This is a genomic window from Streptomyces apricus, assembly GCF_008369065.1.
Lineage (GTDB): Bacteria > Actinomycetota > Actinomycetes > Streptomycetales > Streptomycetaceae > Streptomyces > Streptomyces apricus.
The window spans coordinates 20,434-25,262 of sequence record NZ_VDFC01000020.1; the positions used below are offsets into that span (position 1 = coordinate 20,434).

General features: G+C 73.2%; 5 protein-coding genes and 1 pseudogene. 3 read left to right on the top strand and 3 right to left on the bottom strand.

The window, feature by feature from the left end; all coding sequences use genetic code 11:
• Positions 1-301 (bottom strand): annotated as a pseudogene (locus tag FGF04_RS39940) (hypothetical protein); the annotation flags it as partial.
• 113 nt (positions 302-414) lie between these two features.
• On the opposite strand from FGF04_RS39940, the gene FGF04_RS07105 reads away from it, so the two are divergent.
• From FGF04_RS07105 to FGF04_RS07115, 3 genes are all read left to right on the top strand, one after another.
• Complete coding sequence (locus FGF04_RS07105; RefSeq protein WP_149510408.1) at positions 415-1,107, top strand: response regulator transcription factor; 693 nt, start codon at positions 415-417, stop codon at positions 1,105-1,107.
• The gene (locus FGF04_RS07110; protein WP_149510395.1) at positions 1,104-2,399 is read left to right on the top strand and encodes a sensor histidine kinase; all 1,296 of its coding nucleotides are present in this window, start codon (positions 1,104-1,106) and stop codon (positions 2,397-2,399) included. Before FGF04_RS07105 ends, FGF04_RS07110 begins: the two co-directional genes overlap by 4 nt.
• 112 nt (positions 2,400-2,511) lie before the next feature.
• A complete protein-coding gene (locus FGF04_RS07115; protein WP_149510396.1) occupies positions 2,512-3,069 on the top strand; it encodes a PepSY domain-containing protein in 558 nt (185 codons plus the stop codon).
• Between the two features lie 50 nt (positions 3,070-3,119).
• Here FGF04_RS07115 and FGF04_RS07120 read toward each other — a convergent pair whose 3' ends face one another.
• Entirely contained in the window at positions 3,120-3,896 is a 777-nt protein-coding gene (locus tag FGF04_RS07120; RefSeq protein ID WP_149510397.1) for a polysaccharide lyase family 7 protein, read from the bottom strand.
• 36 nt (positions 3,897-3,932) lie between these two features.
• A partial coding sequence (locus tag FGF04_RS07125; RefSeq protein WP_149510409.1) for a chitinase occupies positions 3,933-4,829 on the bottom strand: 897 nt, incomplete at its 5' end.

Sequence of the window (4,829 nt, forward strand, 5' to 3'; positions counted from 1 at the left end):
GGGCGGAGGCGGTAGGCGTGGGGGTGGGCGTGGGCGTCCGTGTGCCGGGAGTCCCACCCGGGGTCGCGGTGGCCGTTCCAGGACCGGATCCGGGGGCGGAACCGGGGCTGGAACCGGACGACGACGGCGAGGCCTGTGCCGCGTCGAGTTGCCGCTCGACCTGCTCCGAGGTGAGCGCCGTGCTGTCGGAGGATCCGGTGATCCCGTCGCCGATGATCTCGACGGCGGCCAGCCCGGTGAGCGTGGCGGCGACGGCGGCGGCCGTCCAGCCGGCCAGGGCGAGGAACGTACGCGAAGGCATGCGTACGACTATGCCCCGGCCCCCGATAAGGGGAGCACCGGGGAACCCTAAGGGACGGTTAACGGGACCCGGACCCGTCGGCCCGGCCGGTCCGCTCGGATAGCGTGCCCGCTGTGGTACATCTGCTGATCGTCGAGGACGACCCCACCATACGGACGCCGCTGCTGCGTGCCCTGCGCGAGCGCGGCCACGCCGTCGCCGCCGCCCACACCGCCATGGGCGGTCTGCAGACCGCGCTGGACGAGCGTCCGGACCTCGTGGTCCTCGACCTCGGCCTGCCCGATCTCGACGGCATCGAGCTGCTGCGCATGCTGCGCGCGGTCAGTCCGGTGCCGGTCATCATCGCGACGGCGCGCGACGACGAGGCGGAGATCGTCCGCGGGCTCGACGCCGGGGCCGACGACTACGTGGTGAAGCCGTTCACCGCCGCCCAGCTGGAGGCGCGGATACGGGCGGTGCTGCGGCGGGGCGCGGGCGCCCGGGAGCCCGTGGGGGCCACCGTCGTCGGTGACCTGCGCATCGACCCGGGCACCCGCGAGGCGACCCTGGCCGGCGCCGTCCTGGACCTCACGCCCCGCGAGTTCGACCTCCTGCACCACCTGGCGAGCCGGGCGGGACAGGTCGTCACCAAACGGGAGCTGCTCACCGAGGTGTGGCAGGTGCCCTACGGGAGCGCCGACAAGACCGTGGACGTCCACCTGTCCTGGCTGCGCCGCAAACTCGGCGAGAGTGCGCAGGAACCCCGGTACCTGCACACCGTGCGCGGTGTCGGCGTCCGGCTGAGCGCGCCCGCGGACCGGCCGTGAGACGCCGGCTGACCCTGCTGGTCGCGGCCACCATGTGCCTGGCCCTGATCGCGTTCGTCGTACCGCTGGCCCTGCTGCTGCGCACGGTGGCGCAGGACCGGGCCACCGCGACGGCCGCCGCCGACGCGCAGAGCCTGGTGTCGCTGGTGGGGACCGCGGACCCGGAGACGCTGCGCTCCAGCGTCGAGCACATGGCCGCCGGGGCCCGCGGCCCGCTCACCGTCTACCTCGCCGACGGGACGGTCCTCGGCACCCGGGAACCTCAGAGCAGCGCCGTCCGGCTCGCCGCGCTGGCGGGGGTGAGCCGGACCGTGGACCGGGCGGAGGGACGCGAGATCGTGGTGGCCGTGCTCGGCCGTACGGACGGCACCGCCGTGATCCGCTCCTTCGTGCCCGCGGCCGAACTGACCCGCGGGGTCCTGCGCGCCTGGCTGGTGCTGGCCGCGCTCGGGATCGCGCTCCTGCTGCTGGGCCTGCTCGTCGCCGACCGGCTCAGCCGCGCCCTGGTGGGTCCCCTCACGGAGCTGTCCGCCGTGTCCCACCGGCTCGCGGGTGCCGACCTCACGGCCCGGGCGCGGCCGGACGGTCCGCCGGAACTGCGGGAGGTCGCCGGGGCCCTCAACCACCTCGCCGACCGCATCCAGGACCTGTTGCGCGAGGAGCGCGAGGAGGTGGCGGACCTGTCCCACCGGCTGCGCGCGCCGCTGACCTCGCTGCGGCTGGAGGCCGAATCGCTGTCCGGCGCCGACGCCGTCCGGATCGCCGCGCGCGTGGACGCCATGGAGCGGGCGGTCACCGGCCTCATCAGCCAGGCCCGCCACCGCAGGGAGACGGACGCGCACGCGTGGTGCGATGCGGCTGCCGCGCTCCGTGAACGGGTGGCCTTCTGGACCGTGCTGGCCGAGGACACCGGCCGGGCCGTCACCCTGGACATCACGGCGGACGGTCCCCTGCCGGTCGGCGTCCCGGCCGACGAACTCGCCGCCGCCGTGGACGCGCTGCTGGGCAACGTGTTCGCCCACACCCCCGACGGCACCGCCTTCTCGGTCACCCTGGCCCCCCGGCCCGGCGGCGGAGCCCTGCTGACGGTGGCGGACGACGGTCCCGGCCTGTCGGTGGACCTGGTCCGGCGGGGTGTCAGCGCGGGCGGTTCCACCGGCCTGGGGCTGGACATCGCCCGCCGGGCGGCACGCTCCAGCGGAGGCCGCATGGACCTGTCCACCGGCCCGTCCGGCGGCGCCCGGGTGACCCTGGAACTGGGACCTCCCTCGCCCGCTCCCCCACCTCCGTGAACGCCTTAGCCCGCTCTTAACCCCGCCGCAGCGCGGCCCTATCCCACCGCGGGCGAACCTCTCCTCAACACCAGCGCACGGGCCCGGTCCGGGCCCGCACAGGAGGTTCGTCATGAAGCGCACACCGGTCGTCCTGCTCGCCTCGGGAGCACTCGTCGCCGCGATCGCCGGCACGGCTCTCGCCAGCGGGGGCGGCGACGACGCGTCCCCGTCCCGCAGCGCGTCGTCGTCGGCCACTGCGTCGTCGGCGCCGTCCACCGGGAAGCCGACCGCGTCACCGACCGGATCGGCGTCCGCGTCGGCGTCCGAGTCGGTGTCCGGTTCTCCGACGGCGGTTCCGAGCAGCGACGACACGGCCTGGCCGACCGGCACCGCCGCTCCCGGGGCGGCGGTGGACAGCCGGCGCGCCGGGCGGATCGCGCTCGCCCACGTGGGCGGCGGAACCGTCACGAAGGTCGAGTCCGAGACGGAGCACGGCCGTGCGGTGTGGAGCGTACGGATCGTCAAGGACGGTGCCCGGTACGACGTCGACGTCGACCGGGCGACCGGCGAGGTCACGCGGTCGCGGGCCAAGGCCGGGGAGGACAGCCGGTCCGGCGACGACCACCGAGGCGGCGACCGCGGTGGTGACGACGGGGACAGCGGTCGTCACGGTCGCCACCACGACTGAGCGGGGCCGGACCCCTGGGGGTGCGCGCACACGGCGCGCACCCCACCGGGTCAGCCGTGGGAGACCGTCAGGCCGTAGAAGGCGACGCGGGCCCCCTTGGTCGTGCTGTCCGACGAGGACTGGTTGTAGGAGCCGGCCTTGAAATACTGCTTGTACGGGTCGAACGAGGTCGGGATCGTGTAGTGCGTGGTGCTGCCGTTGACGGTCACGTCGATGGTCCGGCCGTCGGAGACGGCTATGGAGTAGGTCCAGGTCTTGCCGAGGGAGACGTGCCCGACGGTGTGCGGGGTCTGGCCGCCGGCGGGCGAGTTCTCGATGCCGGCCACGATGTCGCCGTTGGCGCGGTAGTACAGCTCCACGAGCGGCTTGGTGGAGGAGCCTCCGGAGCCGAGGTGGATCTGGCCCACGCAGACGTTGGAGGTCACCGACACCACGCGCAGGGTCGCGTTCATGCGGTGATTGCCCTTGAGCGACCAGTCGGCGGCGCTGCCGTTGCGGTTCATCTCGCGCAGTTCGGAGCGGGCGTACTTGGAGTTGGGCGTGGTCACGCCTTTCTCCGGGGCCCAGAAGGTCATCGCCCCGTCCCGGGTGTCGGTGTAGAAGTACGAGTCCTGGTAGCCGTTGGCGCCCTGCAGCCGGGACGAGGGGATGGTGGTCGGCGAGCCGGGCGAGCCGACGGGCTCCTGCAACTGCCAGACGGAGAGGTCGAAGTTGCCGCCCGGAGCCTTGTTCGGGTCGGCCGCGGCGGCGCTGCCGGTGCTCAGGACGGCGATCGTCCCGACGAGGCCCGCGACGGTGGCGGTGGCCAGGGCTTTGAAGCGCATCATGTGGGGTCCTTCGGCGACGAGGAGGGGCGGTGGGGGTCAGCCGGTGTAGGCGGCGAAGACACGGGTGTAGTCCCAGGCGGCCTGGCTGACACCGGAGCAGCTCTCTGGGTCGCCCCCGGTGCAGGGCCGGTCGCGGTTCGCGGACCAGAAGGTGAGCCGGGCGAGATGGTGCTGCTGGGCGTAGCCGAGGATGGTGCGGAAGTCGGCGACGGTGACCTTCTCGTTCTGGTCGGTGACGCCGTTCATGGAGGAGATGCCCATGGTCCGGTAGGCCTGGTCGTCGCTGTAGCCGTACGCCCGCTTCAGCGCGGTCTTCAGGCCTTCGGCGGCGCGCAGGGTCAGGGTGCCCATGTTCTGGCTGCCGCCGTCGAAGTCGAAGGGCATGATGGTCCAGCTGTCCGCGGACAGGCCCGAGGCGGCGGCGCGGTTGATCAGGCTGGTGTCGGGGCCGCTCTGACCGGTGCCGATGGTGATGTGGACCTTGAGGCCCGGGTTACGGGACTTGACGGTCTTCAGGGCGTCGACGGTGCGCTGCTGCACGGTGGGGCTGTCGTACGCGGCGGCCTCGATGTCGATGTCGATGACCTTGAGCGCGTAGGCGTCGACGACCTTCTGGTAAGCGGCGGCGAGTTCGCCCGCGCTGGAGCAGGAGCTCTCCAGCTTGTTGCCGCTGTATCCGCCGAACGACGGGATGGCGTCGCCGCCGCCGTTGCGGATCGTGGTGATGGTGCGCTGGTCGACGCCGCCGGTGAGCGGGCGGCTGCCGTCCCACTGCGGGTTGCAGTAGCCGTTGCTGAGGACGAAGGCGAGCGTGAACGACTTCACGCCGGTGGCCTGGGTGATCGTCGTCGGGCTGGGCGGGTTGCCCCAGCCGTTGTAGAGGTACGGGGCGACGGCCGGTGAGGTGGCGGCTGGGACGGCGTCGGCCTGCGG

Bases quoted from the DNA above. Each gene is read 5' to 3' on its own strand.
- FGF04_RS07115 (WP_149510396.1), top strand. From the start codon at position 2,512: ATGAAGCGCACACCGGTCGTCCTGCTCGCCTCGGGAGCACTCGTCGCC.
- FGF04_RS07120 (WP_149510397.1), bottom strand. From the start codon at position 3,896: ATGATGCGCTTCAAAGCCCTGGCCACCGCCACCGTCGCGGGCCTCGTC.